14 protein-coding genes are annotated in these 19557 nt (G+C 45.4%); 12 read left to right on the top strand and 2 right to left on the bottom strand.

The annotated features are described in order from the left end of the window. Positions 1 to 18 precede the first annotated feature (18 nt). The 5 genes from G9G57_RS11290 to G9G57_RS11310 all read left to right on the top strand — a co-directional run bounded on the left by G9G57_RS11290 (position 19) and on the right by G9G57_RS11310 (position 9188). Positions 19 to 4407 (top strand): NEAT domain-containing protein, encoded by a 4389-nt coding sequence (locus tag G9G57_RS11290; protein WP_164964947.1) that lies wholly within the window; start codon positions 19 to 21, stop codon positions 4405 to 4407. A gap of 157 nt (positions 4408 to 4564) precedes the next feature. After that, positions 4565 to 5524 carry a heme ABC transporter substrate-binding protein IsdE gene (gene isdE, locus G9G57_RS11295; protein ID WP_164964948.1) on the top strand — a complete coding sequence of 320 codons (960 nt, stop codon included), beginning with the start codon at positions 4565 to 4567 and terminating at the stop codon, positions 5522 to 5524. Positions 5525 to 5538: 14 nt separating this feature from the next. Beyond that, a complete protein-coding gene (locus G9G57_RS11300) occupies positions 5539 to 6522 on the top strand; it encodes a FecCD family ABC transporter permease (RefSeq protein WP_025365832.1) in 984 nt (327 codons plus the stop codon). After that, on the top strand, positions 6512 to 7345 hold the full coding sequence (locus tag G9G57_RS11305; RefSeq protein ID WP_044786248.1) for an ABC transporter ATP-binding protein: 834 nt from the start codon (positions 6512 to 6514) through the stop codon (positions 7343 to 7345). The genes G9G57_RS11300 and G9G57_RS11305 overlap by 11 nt, the downstream gene beginning before the upstream one ends. 214 nt (positions 7346 to 7559) lie before the next feature. Continuing rightward, the gene (locus tag G9G57_RS11310; protein WP_016820289.1) at positions 7560 to 9188 is read left to right on the top strand and encodes an ABC-F family ATP-binding cassette domain-containing protein; all 1629 of its coding nucleotides are present in this window, start codon (positions 7560 to 7562) and stop codon (positions 9186 to 9188) included. Positions 9189 to 9369: 181 nt separating this feature from the next. On the opposite strand, the gene G9G57_RS11315 is transcribed toward G9G57_RS11310, so the two are convergent. Further along, positions 9370 to 9555 carry a hypothetical protein gene (locus tag G9G57_RS11315; RefSeq protein ID WP_016820288.1) on the bottom strand — a complete coding sequence of 62 codons (186 nt, stop codon included), beginning with the start codon at positions 9553 to 9555 and terminating at the stop codon, positions 9370 to 9372. A gap of 474 nt (positions 9556 to 10029) precedes the next feature. On the opposite strand from G9G57_RS11315, the gene G9G57_RS11320 reads away from it, so the two are divergent. Then, positions 10030 to 10899, top strand: coding sequence for a cation diffusion facilitator family transporter (locus G9G57_RS11320; protein ID WP_016820287.1), 870 nt, complete (start codon positions 10030 to 10032; stop codon positions 10897 to 10899). A gap of 188 nt (positions 10900 to 11087) precedes the next feature. Next, complete coding sequence (locus G9G57_RS11325) at positions 11088 to 12275, top strand: C40 family peptidase (RefSeq protein WP_164964949.1); 1188 nt, start codon at positions 11088 to 11090, stop codon at positions 12273 to 12275. A 129-nt stretch (positions 12276 to 12404) separates the two neighbouring features. Here the strand turns inward: G9G57_RS11325 and G9G57_RS11330 are convergent, their stop codons facing one another. Further along, positions 12405 to 12572, bottom strand: coding sequence for a DUF1328 domain-containing protein (locus G9G57_RS11330; RefSeq protein ID WP_126666650.1), 168 nt, complete (start codon positions 12570 to 12572; stop codon positions 12405 to 12407). A gap of 261 nt (positions 12573 to 12833) precedes the next feature. On the opposite strand from G9G57_RS11330, the gene G9G57_RS11335 reads away from it, so the two are divergent. From G9G57_RS11335 to G9G57_RS11355, 5 genes are all read left to right on the top strand, one after another. After that, positions 12834 to 13355, top strand: coding sequence for a DUF948 domain-containing protein (locus G9G57_RS11335; RefSeq protein ID WP_016820285.1), 522 nt, complete (start codon positions 12834 to 12836; stop codon positions 13353 to 13355). Between the two features lie 50 nt (positions 13356 to 13405). Beyond that, entirely contained in the window at positions 13406 to 13924 is a 519-nt protein-coding gene (locus tag G9G57_RS11340; protein WP_016820284.1) for a hypothetical protein, read from the top strand. A 96-nt stretch (positions 13925 to 14020) separates the two neighbouring features. Then, the gene (locus G9G57_RS11345; RefSeq protein ID WP_013373048.1) at positions 14021 to 14362 is read left to right on the top strand and encodes a general stress protein; all 342 of its coding nucleotides are present in this window, start codon (positions 14021 to 14023) and stop codon (positions 14360 to 14362) included. Between the two features lie 233 nt (positions 14363 to 14595). After that, positions 14596 to 15777: a PP2C family protein-serine/threonine phosphatase gene (locus tag G9G57_RS11350; RefSeq protein WP_016820282.1), complete on the top strand. Its 1182-nt coding sequence runs from the start codon at positions 14596 to 14598 to the stop codon at positions 15775 to 15777. After that, positions 15761 to 19477 (top strand): response regulator, encoded by a 3717-nt coding sequence (locus tag G9G57_RS11355; protein WP_164964950.1) that lies wholly within the window; start codon positions 15761 to 15763, stop codon positions 19475 to 19477. The genes G9G57_RS11350 and G9G57_RS11355 overlap by 17 nt, the downstream gene beginning before the upstream one ends. Positions 19478 to 19557: the final 80 nt, after the last annotated feature.

Here is a 19557-nt window from a genome sequence, read left to right on the forward strand (position 1 = left end):
GTAGGGGGATTAATACACTTGAAAAGGCAATTTAAAAAATACTTGATGACGTTTGTGGCTATTATTATGCTACTTTCAGTTGTTTTCCCATTTGCTCCGACTGCATCTGCGTCTGATGAGACAAACCCATCAATTGAATCCAGTGTTTCCGAGTCCTCAGTGACTCAAGATGTATATTCGGTAGAGCCGAGCCCAGTAGAAGTGATTCCAACAGAAGATGTAGCAAGTACTTACACAGTAGCAGCTGTTGAGACACCGAGTTCCAGCATTATGCAAGATTCTAATGTATATTCTATTAACTACGTGGTGAAAAACGAAAGTAAAGCATCGGGAGTAGGTATTTCCCCGTATAATGATATGTTCCTTAAACCGGCTACGTTTACAGTTGAACAGGATACTTATCATGTTTCTTTAATTCTCGACAATCCTAATACACCCTTTACCGATATCGAATTTAAACAAAACGGAGAAAACGTCCCTGCCCATATTTCAGATTTAGTCAAAGGGGACAAGACGTATGAACCACGAACAGTAACATTTGATGTGTATAATTTGGATCAGAAAATTGATGTGAACTACATTTATAATAACAGACTTAGACAAAATTGGATTGAATTCGACCCATCAACTATAGCTGTAAAAGAGGGATCTGTAACTCCTCCTACCCCTTCACCTGAGCCGGAAGTTCCCTTAAAGCCGGGTGTCCTTAATTTCACAATACTGAAGGACAAATCGGAAGAAGTTTCTGTGATGGATGGTTACGCTTTAAAACCTGCAAAGCTCGTTCAAAAAGGAGATAAATGGTATATCCAACTAACGTTTAATTACAGTAGCTGGATTCCTTCATTTCAAACAGAGCAAAACGGTAAATTTGTAGAAGCGGCAACTATTTCGGAGGTAAGTGACGCTAATCAGCGTACAGTTGAGTTTGAAGTAAATAACTTGTCCAATAGCTTAAATGCTTACACTCACGTGATTGTGCCTGGTTTGGAACTGGGAGGAGTACCTTACGATCATTGGTATCATGTTCAAATCAAGTTTGACACAAGTATTACACCTGACCCTAGTACACCACCGACCTTGGCAGATGGAACGTATGCTATCAACTTTAATACCTTGCATGCAACCAAAGATCAGCCATCAACCATGGCGCAATATCTGTTGTCTCCAGCGACTTTAACGGTAGCAAAAGGACAAAAGGAAGTTTCCTTCACCATTAAAGACAGCACTACCGTAACAGAGTTCAAGACAGAACAAAACGGGACATTAACGGATGCAGACATTGTAAGCGAGGACAAGACAGCCAATACGCGTGTTGTGAAATTCAAAGTAGCCGATTTGGACGCGATTTTGAATGCACAGGTCCATGTAAGCACGACCTATCCAGGTGGGGTTTATGAGATGGATCATAAACTTCGTCTTCAGTTCGATAAAAATAGTATCACAGAAAATGGAACCTCTCCGGAAACGACATTCAATCTGGACTTCACTCTTTTGAAGGATGGAACGAATGAAGTTTCTATGATGGATGGGTATACAGAGAAACCAGGCACCTTGATTGAACGTAATGGCAAGAAGTATGTTCGTTTTACCTTGAAAAAGAGTGAGCAGATTGATGGTTTTAAGGTAGAACAAAACGGAGTATTAACTAATGTTGCTACAGTAAGTGAAGACAAAACTGCGAATACACGAGTTATTGAATTCGAGGTTAAAGAAATACCTGCTAAGTTAAGCGCATGGGTAAGTATCAACTGGCCTGAACTGGGCTACGTGCATACCTATAATGTAGATCTTCAATTGGCTTCTGCACCTACATCACCTAGCTTGGCAGATGGAACGTATGCTATTAACTTTAATACCCTGCATGCAACCAAAGATCAGCCATCCGCAATGGCGCAATATCTGTTATCTCCAGCGACTTTAACGGTAGCAAAAGGACAAAAAGAGGTTTCCTTTACCATTAAAGACAGCACTACCGTAACAGAGTTCAAGACAGAACAAAACGGGACATTAACGGATGCAAATATTGTAAGCGAGGACAAGACAGCCAATACACGTGTTGTTAAATTCAAAGTAGCCGATTTGGACGCGATTTTGAATGCACAGGTCCATGTAAGCACGACCTACCCAGGTGGGGTTTATGAGATGGATCATAAGCTTCGACTTCAATTTGACAAAAACAGCATTACGAATGCTCCAACCCCGGTTGATCCTGGGACGCCAGGTACACCAGGCACGCCTGGAAAGAATTTAGCTGATGGAACGTATTCGATCAATTTCGATGCGTTGCATGCAACCAAAGATCAAAAATCGGCCATGGCGCAATATTTATTGTCTCCGGCCACGCTGACGGTATCGAAGGGCAAGTATGAAGCCTCCTTTACGATTAAAGACAGCACCACCGTGACAGAGTTCAAAACAGAACAAAACGGGACGTTGACAGATGCAGATATCGTTAGTGAGGATAAGAATGCGAATACACGTGTTGTGAAATTCAAGGTGGCCGATTTGGACGCTATTCTGAATGCACAGGTGCATGTGAGCACGACCTATCCAGGTGGGGTTTATGAGATGGATCATAAGCTTCGTCTTCAATTCGATCGCAGTAGCGTTACAGCTAAAGGTCCGGATAACGGAACAACGACTCCAGTTGAAAATGGCAGATACAGCATTGATTTCTCCGTACTCAAAAATGGAAGCAATGAAATATCTGTGATGGATGGATATATGCAAAAGCCAGCCACACTGTTAAAACAGTCTGGTAAAAATATCATTCAGATTAAAATGGACAAGAGCAGCTGGATTAAAACGTTTAAAGTAAATGGTTCTGAAGCTCAGGTGGTTGAACAGTCCACCTCTGCAGACACAAGAACAGTACAATTTGAAGTACCTAATCTGTCAGATAAAGTTACAGTGAACACGCATGTCATCGTACCTGGATTGGATTTGGGTGGCATCCCTTATGACCACGTATATGATGTGCAGTTCCAATTCGAGCCTGCCACCATTCGCAGCTTTGTTGAGCCTACCTCTTCAGGGGCGGCTGATCCTATCGTTAAACTGGATTTTGACAAGCTTGCCAATGGGAACTATGCATTGAAATTCACCATTGTGCTGCCAGATGGCATCACAGGATCTGAATCTCCGGCTCAACGCTTCATCACTAATGAACCAGCGCAATTGGTCGTGGAAGGCGACAAACGGTTTGTAGGTCTGAAGCTGCAAAACAGCAATGAAGTTAAGGCGCTGCGCATTTGGGATAACGCAAGTGGAGGTTATCAGGATGCAGAAGTGACCCGGGAAGATGCAGCAAGTAATACGAAGGACGTTCGTTTCAGTGTAAGTGACTTTAAGAACAACGTAAAAGGTCAACTGGTTGTCTACGAAGCTCCAAAAGTGGCAAGTAGCGCTCCGATGGTTTTCAAGGCGGAGGATCGAGTAGAAAAGGTATATGATTTTGAATTTAAATTCGATACCAGTAATGTATCTTATCACAACGAAACAAAAGCAGACGAAGTAGAACAGGGGAAAAATAACTTAGCCGATGGAGAGTACACGGCGAACTTCCGTGTGCTTGCAAACGGAACGGACAAGGATTCTTTGGTGGCTCCATTTGTACAGAGTCTGGCGAAGTTGATTGTGAAAAATGGTAAGGTCCAGGCCCATGTAACCGTAACAGACAATCAGGCTTTGAAATTATTCCAAACGGACTTTGAGGGCCGCTATGCGAATCCGACGATTGTGGGTACCGACACAAAAGGTGATACACACACAATTGCCTTCGAAGTACCCGATCTGGATAAAAAGCTGAGTGTGTACACACAGGTATATCTGCCTGAGAAATACATTTTTAATGAGAAATTCGGCGGACAGATTCAATTTGACCGTGCAACGCTCAAAGGTGAAGGAGTTAATGCAGCTACAACTGCAACCGCTACTGAATCGGCAGCAGCTTCTACGGACAGAGCAACAGAAACGACCACACCGGTAGCTGAAGCAAAACCAGCAGTTGAGCAACCAGTTCAACCTGCTTCCGAGAAGCAATACACGATCAATTACAACGTATTTAAAGACAAAACGAATGAAGCGTCTGTTATGGATGGTTATCTCGATAAACCAGCCACATTGATTGAAAAGGGAGACAAGCGCTATATCCAAGTCACTTTGAAAAACAGCTCTTGGATGCCGACTCTACAAGTGGAGCAAAACGGTACCCTAAAAGATGTGGAAGTGATCTCGACATCCGGTGATACACGTATCGTTCAATTTGAGGTAGGGGACTTGTCTCAGAAAATCAGTGCTTACACACACGTTATTGTGCCTGGTTTGGTCCTTGGCGGAGTACCGTATGATCACTGGTATACGGTTCAGTTCCAATTTGATGAAGCAAGCCTAAAGGTGAAATAATCTCAGGTTATGGCATCAATAAAGCCTGAATAACAGCAAAGTTTGTATGCGAGCAAGTCTTGGTGCCCCGGCATCAAGACTTGTCAGCATTTACATACCCGAAAAAGTGGGACTCACGCTGTTGCTCTATATTTTGAATTGAGGTGATTGGATTTTCATGAAACAGTATGCAGCTTTGGCTCAAAGGAAAACGTTTGGTTTCTATATGTTAATAGGCATCATGATCTTATTGCTGGCCGGATGCTCCGGGGGAGCACAGGCTGGACAGGACCATAGCGATGGTTCGACTTCAACGGCAGCATCAGATGCAACCGGAAAGTCGTCTGATGATAAAACAGCAACTCCACGTATTGTGGCGACTACAGTAGCCATTTCTGAAATTACGGATGCGCTGGGCTTGGATTTGGCTGGCAAGCCGACAAGTACCAAAGTATTGCCTGATCGTTACAAGGATGTTCCTGATGTGGGAAATCCGATGAGTCCTGATATGGAAAAAGTAATGTCCTTGAAACCTACAGATGTGCTTTCGGTGACCACACTCAAATATGATTTGGAGCCTAAGTTTAAGGACCTAAACATTAATGCTGAGTTTTTGAATTTTGAAAGCCTTGCGAATATGCAAAAGGAAATTCAAAAGCTGGGAGACCGATTTGATAAAGCTGAAAAGGCAAAAGAGATTAATGGGGCCTTGGATGCCAAAGTTACTGAGATTCAGCAAAAAATTAAAGGCAAGAAGTCTCCTAAAGTACTAATTCTACTGGGTGTTCCGGGAAGCTATCTGGTGGCTACCGAACATTCCTATATTGGGGATCTGGTTAAAATTGCAGGCGGGACAAATGTGGTTCAAGGTGAGAAGGTGGAGTTCATAGCCCACAATACCGAAGCCTTGCAGCAATCCAATCCTGATATCATTTTGCGTGCTGCACACGGGATGCCGGATGAGGTTGTAAAAATGTTCGATGAAGAGTTCAAAACTAACGATATCTGGAAGCATTTCAACGCTGTGAAAAAGGGGCATGTTTATGATTTGCCTGAACCGTTGTTTGGCACCACTGGGAATTTAGCGGCAAGCTCTGCGCTGGATGAGCTGATGAAAATGCTGTATCCTTCGAATTAAAGGAAGCTGATGACATGTCCAAAAAATTATGGAGCCTTATTGTTGTAATTGTCTTACTCGTCGGTGTCATGCTGTACTCAGCGATGACAGGCAGCCTCAAGGTGAATTTGAGTCAGTTGGTGACCGGATTGTGGACAGGCACAGATGATCAGGTAAATGTGGTCAAGGATCTTAGACTACCGAGAATTATCGTAGCTGTGATGGCGGGTGCAGCCCTTGCAGTGGCGGGTGTTTTGCTGCAAGCCGTCATGAAAAACCCACTGGCAGATTCTGGGGTGATCGGCATTTCTTCGGGAGCGGCCTTGGTCTCGCTGATCGCGGTGACCCTCTTTCCGGCGCTTTATTTCTGGATGCCGTTCTTTTCATTTATCGGCGGTGCGTTGGCCTGCCTAATGGTCTACGGATTTTCATGGAAATCTGGCTTGCATCCTATTCGACTTATTCTGATTGGGGTGGCAGTAAACGCCATCTTTTCCGGCCTAGGTCAGTCGTTTAACTATCGGGGCAGTTATGCGGTCACCAGCATTAATCAGGTCACCACCTCAACCTTGTCTATGAAAAAATGGGTAGATGTCGAGGTGATTGTGACTTATGGCGGAATTGGTTTAATTTTGGCCATGCTCGTCTTCTCTTGGTGTAATTTCTTGTCCCTTCAAGATAAAACGGCTAAAAATTTGGGCCTTAACGTGACACGTGCACGACTTTTAATTTCTGTGATAGCAGTGCTGCTTGCAGCAACGGCTACAGCTATAGCAGGAGTAATTGCTTTTATCGGCCTGCTCGTTCCGCATTGTGCCCGCTATCTGGTTGGCTCGGATCATAAGTGGCTGATTCCGTTTTCTGCCTTATGCGGCGGTTTGCTGCTGTTGCTTGCGGATACGCTGGGGCGAACGGTGCTTGCTCCCAATGAAATTCCGGCCTCTATTATTATGGCAGTCATTGGCGGACCATTCCTGATATTCCTGATCAGAAAGGCGGATCGCACCTATGGACATTAAAAATATAACCTTCTCCTATGATCGGAAAACAGATCGTCTACATGCGATCAATGCTGTTATTGAACGGGGACGAATTACTACGATTATTGGGCCCAATGGATGCGGCAAATCGACACTGCTCAGTGTGATGTCCAACAATGCCGTTCCTCGCAAGGGCCAGGTGGTTCTGGATGGCAAGGAGATAGCCCACTACAAGCCCAAGGAACTGGCCCGTCAATTGGCGGTAGTTCATCAGCAGAACGAAGCGCCCTCTGACCTGACAGTAGAAAAACTCGTCAGCTTCGGAAGACTGCCTCATAAGAGCATGTTCACAACCAGCCGGGACGAGGACGAGGAGGCAGTCGAATGGGCTATAGCCTGCACCAATCTGGAAGAACGCAGGACACATACACTGGATCAGCTCTCAGGAGGAGAACGGCAGCGCGTGTGGATTGCAATGGCCTTGGCACAGCGAACGCCGATTTTATTTTTGGATGAGCCGACCACCTATCTGGATATGTATTACCAGCTTGAGATTTTAGAGCTGATCCGGCAGCTTAATCAGGAGCATGGACTGACCATCGTAATGGTGCTGCATGATATTAATCAGGCTATTCGGTATAGTGATGTGATGATCGCTATGAAAGAAGGACGCATAATAGCGAATGGTTCGCCTATAGAGGTCGTTACATCCGAACTGATTCAGGCAGTCTATGGTGTGAAGGTAGTCATAAGACAGGACGAGGAGGCGGGCATGTATCTTATTCCGATAGGCGTCGGAGATTCCGAACATTTACACGCACAGAGAGAGTGTAAGGTATCTGTCCTTGAGTTATCTCATTGAATTTAGAACATAAAAATGGTTCTGATCCAGGTGTTTGTCAGGTGACAATCGTGAGGACAGAAGCATTTTTTTAATTTATTTATAAGATATTGGATGAGATTCAGGGACAGTTCTGCTTAGACTACGGTTCGAATCCGATCTTTTGTGTGTTATACTATTGCCGTCGGTAATTTTGTGTTTAGCACTTTACTAATGATAAGGATGGTATGCTTATATGATCAGTACAAGCGGCGTAACGCTTCGTTATGGTAAACGCCCACTTTTTGAAGACGTAAATATCAAATTTACTCCTGGGAACTGCTACGGCCTGATTGGGGCGAATGGCGCGGGTAAATCCACCTTTTTGAAAATTCTTTCCGGTGAAATTGAAGCCAATTCAGGTGAGGTTCACATGACACCGGGCGAACGGATGGCTGTCCTCAAGCAGAACCATTATGAATACGATGAATTTCCGGTTCTGGAAACCGTTATTATGGGTCATACGCGTCTGTATGAAATCATGAAGGAAAAGGATGCACTGTACGCCAAAGCGGAGTTTTCCGAAGCAGACGGTTTACGTGCTGGTGAATTGGAAGGCGAATTTGCAGAGCTGAACGGTTGGGATGCCGAGCCGGATGCGGCTGCATTGTTGATCGGTCTGGGGATTCCGCGTGATCTTCATGACAAAAAAATGGCTGAAATGAGCGGCAATGACAAAGTGCGCGTTCTGTTGGCACAAGCGTTGTTTGGTCGTCCGAACAATTTGCTGCTTGATGAGCCTACCAACCATTTGGATCTCGAATCCATTCAGTGGCTGGAGAACTTCCTGATGGACTATGAAGGCACTGTCATTGTTGTATCCCATGATCGTCACTTCCTGAACAAGGTATGTACGCATATTGCGGATATTGATTTTGGTAAAATCCAGATGTATGTCGGAAACTATGACTTCTGGTACGAGTCCAGCCAGCTTGCGCTTACACTGGCTCGCGATGCGAACAAGAAGAAGGAAGAAAAAATCAAAGAACTGCAAGCCTTTATTCAGCGCTTTTCTGCGAATGCTTCCAAGTCCAAACAGGCAACTTCGCGTAAAAAGCAACTGGATAAAATTACGCTGGACGACATCCGTCCATCGAACCGTAAATATCCGTTCATTAACTTCAAGCCTGAGCGTGAAGCGGGCAAACAATTGCTGACTGTAGATAGTCTCAGTAAAACCGTGGAAGGCGAGCAAGTACTGAACGAGTTCAGTCTGGTCGTGAACAAAGGCGATAAAATTGCGTTTGTAGGTCCGAACGGTCTCCCTAAAACAACGCTCTTCCAGATCTTGATGAACGAACTGGAAGCGGATAATGGTGAATTTTCCTGGGGGATTACAACGAGCCAAGCGTATTTCCCGAAAGATAACTCCACTTATTTTGAAGGTGTGGATCTGAATCTGGTGGACTGGTTGCGTCAATATTCCAAGGATCAGGATGAAACGTTCCTACGCGGCTTCTTGGGACGTATGCTTTTCTCAGGCGAAGAAGCGCTTAAGAAAGCAAGTGTGCTGTCCGGGGGAGAAAAGGTTCGCTGTATGCTGGCAAAAATGATGCTGAACGGTGCTAACGTACTGCTTCTGGAAGAACCGACCAACCACTTGGACTTGGAATCTATCACAGCGCTGAACAATGGTCTGATCGATTTTGACGGGACTATTTTGTTCACTTCTCATGACCATCAGTTCATTCAAACCATCGCGAATCGCATCGTGGAAATTACACCAAACGGCGTAATCGACCGTACGATGAGCTATGATGAATACTTGGAAAATGAAGAAATTGCTCAATTGCGTGAACGCATGTATCCGGTAGAAATCGGCTAACATCCGAACCGCTAATTTCAGCAAATAGATAAACGAAAGAGGAGCTCCATCAGGCCATTGCCTTGGCCGGGAGACTCCTCTTTTTTTCGTTTGTGCCATGACCCTTAGCTTACTTGGTTCCGAGAGTGAGATAAGTTAGATCTCGCCTGATCTCGGTACCCTATAAAGTCTATGGAGTGGCTTATGATCCGCCTGTACGACGGCGTTGGTTGTTCGGCTTCTTCGTATTTTGGCTTTTCAGTGTTTTGGTGGAACCGCCTTGAAAGCCGCCCTGCTGTGAAGCGCCGGACTGCTGTTTTTTTTGTGCCAGCTTTTCGCGAATGGCATCTGCGAGATTAATTTTACGTGGTTCCTTAGCATCGCTCATGAATAAATTCCTCCTGTTGCCGCCAGATTCATGTCAATCATGCTGGATTGAAGAAAAACGCGGCTGTGTCCTCATTTTATACGTTTTTAAAAGAAGGGACAAGGGCAACAATGATAACACATCGCTGGAGTGAGGCAAGAGGAGAAATGTCTGTTTTTTGCATGAAGGAAAAATTGTTTTGTGTAACCTACAGGGATGGGGCCTGGCAATACTTTTTCATTGTTCCTACAGCGATGTAGAGTGGAAAGACTGTTTCTCTAGACCCACACAAAGTTCGTCTGTTATCCTAAAAATAACAGTTAACCACAGGCAAATTGTTATTTTTAAGGCAGCTGTGCTGCTTGTTTGAGGGGTAGTGTAAGGGCAGCTGTGCTGCTTGTTTGAGAGGGAGTGTAAGGGCAGCTATGCTGCTATTTTTATTTCTGGGCAGATCTTTACGCTGCGAACTATCTATTTGAAGGAGTGTCCTCCGTTGTGGTAAATGTCTATGATGAAATACGAAAAGGTGAGCGAGGGGCGTGGGTAAGCATTGCTGCTTATCTTTTGCTGTCCGCTTTTAAGCTGATTAGCGGATATATATTTGCCTCTAGCGCGTTGCTGGCCGATGGATTCAACAATGTCACCGATATTGTGGTGTCGGTTGCTGTATTAATTGGTCTGAGAATTTCGCAAAAACCACCAGATTCCGACCATGCCTATGGACATTTTCGGGCCGAAACGATTGCGGCGCTGCTGGCGTCCTTTATTATGGCTGTCGTTGGTTTGCAGGTGCTGATTGATGGAATCGGAAGCATTTTCAAGGGAGGAAAGCAAATACCGGATATTACCTCAGCGGGTGTGGCTGTGATTTGCGCAGTGATTATGTTCGGGGTGTACCTGTACAATAACAGGCTCGCTCGGCAAATCAACAACAAGGCGTTGCTGGCAGCGGCCAAGGATAATCTATCAGATGCACTCGTCAGTGTTGGAGCAGCAGTGGGCATTATTGGCGCACAGTTCGGGCTGCCGTGGTTGGATACTGTGGCGGCGATCGTGGTAGGATTCATTATTTGCAAAACGGCGTGGGAGATTTTTAGGGATTCCACACATAGCTTGACTGATGGATTTGATGAGCAAGAACTGAACGACTTACGGAGTACGATTGCTCTTATACCTGGAGTAGAGGGAATTCGAGACGTTAAAGCACGGGTACACGGTAACCATGCGCTGGTGGATGTGGTCATTGAGGTGAATCCGCAACTCAGTCTGATTGAAGGACATCGGATCAGCGATCGGATTGAGGAACGTCTACAAGAGGTTCATAATACGATGCACGTTCATGTCCATGTAGAACCTAAATTATAGATTAATTATTAAATAATTAGTGTTAAAAGTGACTTTAGACCTATATCAAAAAAGGTGCACACGCTATCTTTTGTGACGTTTGGATTATATCTCTCTTCCTGCTGCTTTTACTATAATGAAGGCATGTCCGGCTATATTCGTCGGAATTATGCTCTTCAAATTCGTAAAAACAGCCAGGAGGTGCAACATTGAGAAGACGCGTGATGGGAATGCTCATGACGTCAGCCGCGCTGTTGGCAGCAATTCATGTGGCGCCGGGTCAGGTTGACGCAGCGGCATCGACAGCATCCACAGGACAGAAGGCGGTTATTCAGGCGGCTGTAAAGCTTAGATCTGGCCCTTCCACTACGGGCGATGTAGTCAGCTTTATGAAGCAGGGAGAGGCCGTAACGGTATTGGAGAAAACAAACAACTATTGGTATAAGGTCAAGACTTCTGATGGAGTAACCGGCTACACAAGCAGCTCTGACAAGTACATAAAAGTTGGCGCTACCAGCGTCGCTGCTGCTGCCACGTCGCCTGTCAGCCGTAAAACGGAAGCCTCAGAGTCAGCTAAAACTGTTTCAGCTTCAGTTAAAAATGTTTCAACTAAAGAGGCTCCGGCTTCAGTGAATAGTTCTGCCGGTCAAACGAAAGCTACGATTCAAACATCCGTTCGTTTGCGGGCGGAGGCATCCACTTCTTCCGAGGTTCTGGGCTATATGAATACAGGGGATGTCGTTACGATTACCGATTCCAGTAACGCGTATTGGTTTAAGATCACCACTGCTGATGGTACAGTAGGCTATGTCAGCTCATCTCCACAATATATTCGTATTGGTGAGGGGGTTGTTGTGCAGCAGCCTGTGGCATCTTCGGCTGCACCCGCTTCAGATACTACTGCTCTACCTGCGGTAGCGTCTCCTGCTTCGACGGTTAGCTTGCTTTCTGGTGATGCAGCGGCCTCAATCGAACAGGTTATTGACACAGGTATGACTTACCTTGGAACACCTTATGAATATGGTTCTGATCGCAACAGTACGGCTACTTTTGATTGCTCGGCATTTACTCGCCAAATTTTCCGTCAGGCTGTAGGGATCCAGCTCCCGGCAGATTCTCGTTCACAGGGTGAGTGGATCAAGCAGAACAGTCAGCCGAATACAGATATGACTACACTGAAGCGTGGCGATCTGCTCTTTTTTACAAATTATAATGCATCTTCCGGGGCGTACACGTCCTTGGATAATTCCTCCCAAACGATTACGCATGTAGCTGTATACTTGGGAGACAACAAGCTTCTCCATACGTTTTCTGTAGCGGCCGGTGGTGTAAAAGTTACGGATTTCAGCAAGCCTTGGCAGGATCGTTTCCTGTTTGGGGGCAGCGTGATCCAATAAAAACGCCGTTCACTGTTAAAAGCTGCATCAAAAAAGGATGTTCCACATCTCTGTTGACCAGGGTGGGAACATCCTTTTTTGATAAGCATATGATACATATCACGTTTGGGTGTAACTATCATCCAACGTCTATGAAGCTCGTTTTCTTCCGGTAAAAAGTGAAATAACGAATAACACCAAAAATAGCACAAATAACATTTTGGCTATTATAGCTGCTACGGAGACGACGATACCAAAAAAACCTAAAATCCCGGCGATCACAGCAAAAACTAAGAATAAAGCCGACCATTTCAGCATGTTCTGTATCCTCCTTTGATTGTATATAATGTGGCATACTCGCGCCCCGATAGAGCGTGGTAGCAGATGACGGTGACTTCTACAGATTAAGTGTGGCTGTGCCATCATTATACGTTGTTTTAAACGGTGCGAGGGCCCGTGAATCATAACCTTTGGAGCACAAGGAGCTACCAGTCTGGACGTTGTTTCGTGTCCGAATGTAGAGGGTAACTATGCAGTAATCATAAACATCATCGTGAAAGACGAAAGAGAGGTTACGCTATGTTAACACAGGTCAGCATTTTTATTATTGCTATCGCATTTGCCGTTCTCGTTATTTACCTTATTAAGACATTGAAAGCAGCTCAAGGTTCTCTAGATAAGGTAACTCAAACCTTGCAGGAAGTACAAAAGACAGTCGATGAACTAAGTTATGAAGTAAAACAAACGGTTCGACATGCAAATGACATCACCGCAGACGTTGATCATAAATTGAAGCAAGTGGAACCTGTGATGGAGTCGGTTAAAAACCTGGGGGAGGTACTCAGCGAAGTGACGCTGGCCGCCAAGCAGGCTTCAACAGCGTTAATGACACGCCTTCAGAAGTCACGTAGCACTGCGAGCAGCACTTCCGGAACGGAGAAGGCGATCAAGTCAACGGGATCGAACAGACCTTTGACTGCAACAGAGCGGACGGTTCAGAGCTACAATGCCACTTATGGGGAACCTGCGGGCAAGCCGGCTAAGAACTGGCTGGGTTATGTAGACATCGCTGCTGGGGTGTGGCAGAAAATGCGTCAGTAGTATAGTGCTGAACCGTAAACTATAGGAAATTCATTGAAAGGGTGAGAATTATGATGAAGACATTATTACTAGCCGCTGGTTTGCTCACTCCCTTTTCCGGACAGGATACGGTTCAGCAAACCGTCTCCCCGCAGACAGCGGGGCATATGGTAAGGGCTGTTCAGACGATAACTGATCCACATGCTGTGCCAACTGATTTTCATACCTTAAATGGCATATCTCTGGATGATACTCGTGCGGATGTATTGAAAAAACTGGGCAAGCCACTTCGAATTAAGAAGGATAAGCTGCTGCTTTCTACAGAATATCAATACCCGGATGTCACCGTAGGTATGCGTGAGGACGTCGTCTCCTATGTGCATGTAGATCCTGCTGCCGGTCGAATCAAAGTGAATGATAAGTGGCTGCCACTGCAACGGAAAACGCTGGATCAAGAGCTAGGCGGCTCGCAATTTACGGCAGAAGACGGAGAGGTGTATGTGCGCGGGCAGCGGGCGATCAAAGTATTTACGGATAAGACGTCTGACAAGCCAAAGTATGTTGAGTTTTTTGATGAAACGGAGTGGTAATCGATTTTTTCGAGGCGTGACATCATATGGAAGTTTCAAATGGATGAATGAAGTGTAATAGTCAGAGAAGTCAATCCTTAAAGGAGCGTGAGAAACATGAATCAGACCAATCATAAATCTTATGCCAAGGTGGTAGAGAACGGTGTACAAGCCGTTGAAGCTGTGAATGAGTTGCGTAACACGGGCTATCGTTATGAGGATGTGTTCGTGCTCGCTCATGATCAGGATCGGACGGATCGTATCGCCGATACGGTAGCTGCCAAGGAAATCGGGATTAAAGAAGAAGGCGTTTTCGACTCCTTAGCGAATTTGTTCCGTTCGCGTGGCGATGAGCTTCGTGCTAAAATCACTTCCTTAGGTTTTACAGATACGGAAGCAGATTTTTATGAAAAAGAATTGGATCAGGGTAAAGTGCTGGTTATTGCGAAAAAAGCGTGATTTTCCAGCTCATCATAGGATTAAGCAAACTAGATTTGAAAAAGAGGATGTTGGCCGCAGCCCAAGTGTTTCGCGGGTCCTCCAAAAACATAGATAAGGAATGGGGTTTTAGCCTCATTCCTTATCTATGTTTTTGGAATGCCTGCTTACGGAAACGCTATTTCTAATTAACAAGGGTGTTGCCCCATAAGCAGGTATAGTATAATACATGGGTTACAGATAAGGAGAGAGCAATGAGAATTCTAATTGTTGATGATAATCCAACGAATGTCATTATTATTCGTGAAATACTAAAAAAAGAAAATTATCGCGATGTGATCTCTGCCAGCTCGGCCGCAGAAATGCTGGAACATTTGGGAATCGGCGACCGTACCATTAGTCTTCGCCCCCGTCCTTCGGATATTGATTTGGTGCTGCTGGATATGATGATGCCTGAAATGGACGGCATTGAGGCTTGCAGTATTGTGCAGGAATATGAACATTTAAAAGATATTCCGATAATTATGGTTACCGCTGTAGGCGATTCTAAAAAATTGGCCGAAGCCTTGGATGTGGGAGCCGTCGATTATGTCACGAAGCCGATTAACAAGGTAGAGCTAATGGCTCGTATTCGATCTGCCTTGCGTCTCAAGCAGGAAAAGGACTGGCATAAGGACCGGGATCAGCGAATTCAGGATGAATTGAAACTGGCTGCGATGGTGCAGCAGGCGGTGCTGAGTCCTGCCATTCAGGACCCTATGTTGCAAGCAAATGCACTGTACCAGCCTTCCTTTGAACTGGCGGGAGATTTATATTCATGGTATCCGCTAGGAGAAGGGAGATATGCCATCATTTTGCTCGATATGATGGGCCATGGCATTTCTTCTTCTTTGTTTTGCATGTTCATTGCGTCTGTACTCAAGGATACGGTGACCACGTATGTGGAGCCGGAGAAGGTCATACAAGAGCTGAATCGTCGTTTTAATCAACTGGACCTGGGCAAGCAGCTGGTACAGTATTATTTTACGGCGATCTATATGGTGATTGATACTCGTTCACGGCGAATTGACTATGTAAATGCAGGGCATCCTCCCGGCTTGCTGTTCAATCAGGACGGTAGCATAACCAAATTAGACCGTGCGTGTAGTCCGGTCGGATTGTTTGATAAAATTGATGCAGAGATGCACACGATTTATTACGAAGGAACTGGGCATATCGCTTTGTATACAGATGGCTTGCTGGAGACGGTAGAAGGTGAATATGAGGAACAATTGGAGTATCTGACTGCCTGTCTGCGCAAGTATGAGGAATGGAATGAAGAAGCGATGCTGGATGCGTTTTTTCGTAACGAGGGGCCGCAGGATCGCGATGATGATAAGTGCCTGATCTGGATTTCATTGAAAGAGGGAGAGAGCTTGCATGAAAATCAGAAATAAACTGCTGATTGGCTTTGGATCGCTTATGGCGATCCTCCTTGTGCTGACGCTAATCAGCTATGACCGGATGGGGAGCTTGAATGAACAGCTGAACCAGGTTTACCAAGAACGATATGTGAAGGTCCGGAAAACAACGGCTATACGCGGACAGGTGAACGATATGGCTAAAGTCATGGCCAATCTGATCTTGAATCCAGGCTCCTCTGTCAGCGAGGCCAAGCGCGAGATGGATGATATTTCTGCTACTGGAACAAAAGTGCTGGCTAGTCTGCAAACGGATTCCGGTACGAGTGAAGAGCAACAGCAGATTGACCGGGTGGCTGTCGCCTGGAAAGATTATCTAAACTATGAAGAGAGACTCGTTTCCTTATTGGAGCAAGATCGTATTGAGGAAGCTAATGCTTTCCGTAATAGCACGGGTCTGCCTGCTCAAGAGGAGGCAATGGACAGCATTAATACCCTAGCTGTTTTCCAAGACCGGGAAATTGATAACGATATGAAGCAGGCCAATCAGGCTTATGAGGAATCTGTGCAGATTACCACAATCCTGATGGCGGCCGGTCTGATGATGGGCTTACTGGTTATTTTGTGGGTGCTTCCTAGCATTGCCAAAGGTCTAAATACCGTTAACCTCATGATGAACGGTTTTGGCAAGGGAAAGTACAGGGCTATCAGCCGGATGAGTGTGGCCTCCAAAGATGAAATCGGAGAGGTTGCTCGTGTGTTTCAACAATTGGCTGGAGACCTGGATGAAAAAAGGAAATTCGAGCATTCCGTCCTTCAAACGCAGAAGGACCAAACTTGGCTTAATGCCAATACTGCTCGATTGACTGAGCTGTTTCGCGGTGTGAATTCACTGGAGCAGGTTGCTCAGATGTTCATTAGTGAGTTTACACCCATTTTGGGGGGCAGCTATGGAGCCATCTACCTGCAAGGAAAAGAGGTAGAAGACAATCGATTCAAGTTATACGGCTCCTATGCAAAGGTGACTGGCGAAGGCTCGATCAGAGACGCTATCCAGGTGGGCGAAGGTTTGCTTGGACAGTGTGTTCTGGATCGTAAGCCAATCTTGATCACAGAGGCACCTGAAGGATACTTGTCCATTGGCTCCGCCTTAGGAGAAAGTAAGCCAGTTGGAATTATGATTTTCCCTATTATGTTCGATGATGAATGCATTGGTGCCGTGGAAATAGCGTCACTGGACCGCTTCAGTGATCTGGAAACGAAGCTGTTTGCTCAGTTAGTGGAGAGTTTGGGAATCATTTTGAACAATATCAAGGGACGGATGCGGGTTGAGCAACTGTTGCGCGAATCACAAGCACTTACCGAGGAATTGCAATGCCAGTCCGAAGAGTTGCAAACTCAGCAAGAAGAGCTCAAGCGTTCTAACGAGAATTTGGAGCAGCAAACAGAGGAGCTTAAGCGTTCCGAGGAATTATTACAGCGTCAACAGGAAGAATTGGAGCATTTTAATACTGAACTGATTGCTAAAACGAGAGCACTGGAAGAACAGGTTCGAGAAGTGGAAGAAAAGAACGATGAGATCGAACGTGCACGAGCCCAGTTGGAGCAACAGGCGATGCAGCTTGGGATCACAAGCAAATACAAATCCGAGTTTTTGGCCAATATGTCGCATGAATTGCGTACTCCGCTAAATAGCTTGCTTATTCTTTCTCAGCTGCTGTCTGAGAACAAGGAAGGCAATCTCAAGCCCAAACAAGTTGAATATGCACAAACCATTTATATGTCGGGCGCGGATTTGTTGAAAATGATTGATGAAATTCTGGATTTATCCAAAGTGGATGCTGGAAAAATGGATATTAACCATGAAACGGTCCATTTGAAGGAACTGGAGCTGTTTGTAGAACAGAATTTTGCTCCAGTCGCAGCCAAACGAGAGCTTCAACTGCATACCGAAATCGAAGAGAATTTGCCAGATGCTATTATAAGTGACGGTTATCGTCTCAAACAAATTTTACGTAACTTACTGTCCAATGCGTTCAAGTTCACCACGGAAGGTTCTATAAGTTTCAAGGTATCTCGGGCAAATGGAGAGCAGCTTCCGGGTATGCTAAATCCACGAAAATCCTATCTGGCTCTATCTGTGCGTGATACCGGCATCGGGATTGCTTCAGATAAGACAGATCTGATCTTCGAAGCCTTCCAGCAGGTAGACGGTACGACTAGCCGAAAATACGGGGGAACAGGGCTGGGGCTGTCGATCAGCCGTGAGCTTTCCAAATTGTTGGGCGGTGCCATTACAGTCGAATCCGAGCAGGGACAGGGCAGTTGCTTTACACTGTATTTGCCGGAACAAACGCCTACCGAAAAGAATATGGATTCTCATTCGAGAGAGGCGCTTAACAGTGCAGATGTGCCTCCGGCTTTTGAAGGCGCCGCTGCTTCAGCGGAAGCAGATCTTCCAATGATTATGCCAGCTGAACGCTTACCTGTGTATCAGATACCTGCGAAGAGCGGAGCGGAGGACATACATCCGGGTGACGACCGAAACGAGATTACCCCGCAGGATAAAGTGCTGCTGATTATTGAGGATGATATTAATTTTGCTAATATTTTGTACGACATGGCCCGTAGTCGGGGCTTTAAGGCGTTGATTGCTCTCAAAGGAGACGATGGGCTGAACATGGCTCATTCCTATTTGCCCGACGCTATTATATTAGATATTCAGTTACCTGTGATGGATGGCTGGTCCATTTTGGGCGAGCTGAAAGGCAATTCGTCGACACGCCATATTCCAGTACATGTTATCTCAGTCATAGATGATGTGAAGCAGGGCTTGATGATGGGCGCAATTGCTTATCTCAAAAAGCCTTCCTCGAAGGAGAGTCTGGATAAGGCATTTTCACATATAAAGTCGTATACGGACCAAATGGTAAAACGCCTCCTTGTGGTTGAGGATGACGATAATCAGCGCAAGTCCATTATTGAGCTCATCGACCATGATGATGTGGCCATTACGGCGGTATCGACAGGTAAAGAAGCACTAAACGAGCTGGCCACCCAGCGGTATGACTGCATGGTACTGGATCTGATGTTGAGTGACATGACAGGCTTTGAATTGCTGGACCGCATTCGGGAAAATGAGCAGCTCACCGATCTGCCGATCATTATTTATACAGGCAAAGATCTGGATAGTAAGGAAGAAACACAACTTCGAAAATATGCAGAGTCCATTATTATTAAGGATGTCAAATCACCGGAACGACTTTTGGATGAGACTACATTGTTCTTGCATCGGGTGGAGGCAAATCTTCCTGAGGACAAACGTAAAATTTTGCAGAAGCTTTATAACAAGGAAGAGCTGTTTGAAGGCAAAAAAATATTGTTGGTAGACGATGATATTCGTAATGTATTTGCTCTGTCCAGTGTGCTGGAAAGCTATCGCATGGAGGTTACCTTTGCTGAAAATGGAAGGGAAGCACTGGAAATGCTCGAACAGACACCTGATTTTGATCTGGTGCTGATGGATATGATGATGCCGGAAATGGATGGATATGAAGCGATGCGACGTATCCGGTTAATGCCACAATTCGAGAAGCTGCCTATTATTGCCCTGACAGCCAAGGCGATGAAAGATGATCGTTCCAAGTGTATTGAGGCAGGCGCTTCCGATTATGTAAAAAAACCGATTCAAACCGAACAGCTTTTATCATTAATGCGAGTGTGGTTGTATTCGTAACCCAAAAAAATGGGTAATATAAAACGACACATGATTGAGAGCGGTGCAGGCAAAACCTATTTAGGAATTGGAGAGAGATT

Source organism: Paenibacillus sp. EKM211P (assembly GCF_011066175.1).
Lineage (GTDB): Bacteria > Bacillota > Bacilli > Paenibacillales > Paenibacillaceae > Paenibacillus > Paenibacillus polymyxa.